Source organism: Paracraurococcus ruber, assembly GCF_004353985.1.
Taxonomy (GTDB): Bacteria; Pseudomonadota; Alphaproteobacteria; order Acetobacterales; family Acetobacteraceae; genus Paracraurococcus; species Paracraurococcus ruber.
In genome coordinates this window covers 1-2,824 of sequence record NZ_SMOA01000465.1, presented here as the reverse complement: position 1 = coordinate 2,824, position 2,824 = coordinate 1, and the positions used below count along the sequence as shown (strand labels likewise).

Annotated in this window: 2 protein-coding genes; both read left to right on the top strand. The window is 76.7% G+C overall.

The window, feature by feature from the left end; all coding sequences use genetic code 11:
• The coding region (locus tag E2C05_RS30785; protein WP_338045222.1) for a bifunctional aminoglycoside phosphotransferase/ATP-binding protein at positions 1-1,508 on the top strand (1,508 nt) is incomplete at its 5' end.
• 139 nt (positions 1,509-1,647) lie between these two features.
• Entirely contained in the window at positions 1,648-2,526 is an 879-nt protein-coding gene (locus E2C05_RS30780; RefSeq protein WP_133223420.1) for a universal stress protein, read from the top strand.
• The last annotated feature ends 298 nt before the right edge of the window (positions 2,527-2,824 follow it).

Below are 2,824 nucleotides of genomic sequence, written 5' to 3'. Positions count from 1 at the left end.
GCCGCCGGCCGCGGCCGGCCGGGCGGCCCGCGCCGCCGCCCGGTGCCCGCCGCATGATCCCGGCGGAGCAGGCGGCAACCGCGGCGCTGCTCCGCCGCCTCGCCGGCGCCGACCCGGTCGAGACGCATATCTCCGCCGTCTATGTCGGGCCCGACACGGCCTGGAAGCTGAAGAAGGCGGTCGCGCTCGGCTTCCTCGACTTCTCCACCCTCGCGGCGCGGGAACGCTTCCTGCGCCGCGAATTGGAGATCAACCGGCCTGGCGCCCCCGCCCTCTACCGCGACATCCTGCCGGTGACCCGCGCCGCCGATGGCGGCCTGGCGCTCGGCGGCGACGGCGAGGTGGTGGACTGGGTGCTGCGCATGGCGCCGGTGCCGGCGGCGGATTTCCTCGATGCCGTCGCGGCGCGGGACGGGCTGGACGCGCCGCTGCTGGACGCCATCGCCGATGCCGCCTTCGCGCTGCATGCCGGCCTGCCGCCCGCGGGCGGCGTGGATGCGCCGGCGGCCATGGCGCGCGTGCTGGCCGGCAACCTGGCCGCCTGCCGCGCCGCCGGCCTGCCGGCGGACGGCATCGCCGCCCTGGAGGCCGCCGCGCGGGGCTGGCTGGACCGCCTGGCGCCCATCCTCGCGGCGCGGGCGGCGGCCGGGCGGGTGCGGCGCTGCCATGGCGACCTGCACCTGGGCAATCTCTGCCTGCTGGACGGCCGGGTGACGCCCTTCGACGCGCTGGAATTCGACGAGGACCTGGCGACCATCGACACCGGCTACGACCTCGCCTTCCTGCTGATGGACCTGGACCACCGGGTCGGGCGGGCGGCGGCGAACCGGGTGCTGAACCGCTATGTCGCCCGCGGCGGCGATGCCGGGCTGGTGGCCGCGCTGCCGCTCTGGCTGGCGCTGCGCGCCGTCATCCGCGCGCATGTCATGGGCAGGGCGCGGGGGCCGGAGGCCGGGCTGCCCTACCTGGCGCGGGCCGGGGCCATGCTGGCGCCGCCGCCGCCCCGCCTGGTCGCGGTGGGCGGCCTGCCCGGCACCGGCAAGTCCCGCCTCGCCCGCGCCCTGGCGCCGGACCTGGGCGCCGCGCCGGGCGCGCTGGTGCTGCGCAGCGACGAGATCCGCAAGCGCCAGGCGGGCGTCGCGCCGGAGCGGCGCCTGCCGCCCGAAGCCTATGCCGAGGCGGCCAGCCAGGCGGTCTTCGCCGAGCTGACCGCCACCGCCGCTACCGTCGTGCAAGCGGGCCATGCCGTCATCGCCGACGCCGCCTTCCTCCGCCCCGCCGAGCGCGCCGCCATCGAAGCCGCGGGCGCGCCCTTCACCGGGCTCTGGCTGACCGCGCCCGCGGAAGTCCTGCGCGCAAGGGTCGGGGCTCGGCGCGGCGATGCCTCCGACGCCGATGCGCGGGTGCTGGACCTGCTGGCGGCGCGGGACCACGGGCCCGTCACCTGGGCCGTGCTGGATGCCAGCGGCGATCCCACCCGCGCCGCGCAGGAAATCCTGAACGCCTGACGCGCGGCCGCAGGGGAGGAGGGAGCGAACTCCCTCTCCCCTGCAACCCCCCTTCCTCCTGTTTCCGGGAGCTTGCCGCGCTTGCCAGCCGGGCGCGCCGGTGAACATTCTGGCGCAACCCCGCACCGGGAGACGCGCCATGGCCTACCGCCGACTGCTCCTGCCCCTCACCGGCACCGCCGCCGGGGAAGCCGCCCTCGCCACCGCCCTGTCGGTGGCGCGCATCTGGAACGCCCATGTCCACTGCCTGCATGTCCGGGTGGACGCGCGGGACGTCGCGCCGCTGGCCGGGGAGGGCCTCTCCGGCGCCATGATCGAGGAGATGATGGCCGCCACGGAACGCGAGAGCGGCGAGCGCGCCAACCGCGTCCGCGCGCTGTTCGAACGCTTCGCCGATCACTCCGGCGGCGTGACGCTGGCCAACAGCGCCGAGACCGCGCTGAAGACTGACGGCCCCACCCTGTCCTTCGAGAGCATCGCCGGGCGGGAGGAGGATGTGGTGGCGCAGCAGTCGCGCCTCTACGACCTCGCGGTCGTGCCGCATCCGGAGGCGGATGAGGACGTCTCCTCCTCCGACGCGCTGCATGCCGTGCTGTTCGACAGCGGCCGTCCCGTGCTGATCGCCCCGCGGGAGGCGCCGGCGACCATCGGCACCCGCGTCTGCTGCGCCTGGAACGGCTCGGCCGAGAGCGCCGCCGCCATCGCCGCCAGCCTGCCCTGGCTGCACCGGGCGAACGAGGTCCGGCTGCTCTATGCCGACGAGTACCAGCGGCGCGGGCCGCAGGTGGACGGCATCCGCAGCTATCTCCGCTGGCACGAGATCGAGGCCGAGCCGGTGCTGTTCAAGCCGCTGACCAAGGATGTCGGCGCCGGCCTGCTGGGCGCGGCGCGGGATTTCCGCGCCGACCTGCTCTGCATGGGCGCCTACAGCCATTCCCGGCTGCGGCAGCTGATCCTGGGCGGCGTGACCCGCCACATCCTGGAGAACAGCGACATCCCCGTGCTGATGTGCCGCTGAGGCGGCGCGACGGCCGGGGCTGAGGCCGCTCCGGGGCAGGGGGCCGGGGCACGACGGCGCCGGGGCATGGGGCCGGGGACGGCCGCCCCGGCCGGGCCGGGACGCGGGACGGGAATTGCCTGGACTCGGTGGGTGCCGCATGCCTGAGTCGGGGCCCGGCATGGGAGCTTCGACGCGCGTGACGGACATGCCACGCCCGCGCCGCGCAGGCGCGCCGGGACGCCGGGCCCCGGCGCAGGGCGGCGGGCCGCTGCGCTGCGAGCCTGCCGGGACGGCGGCCGCGCCGTCCCCCGGCTGC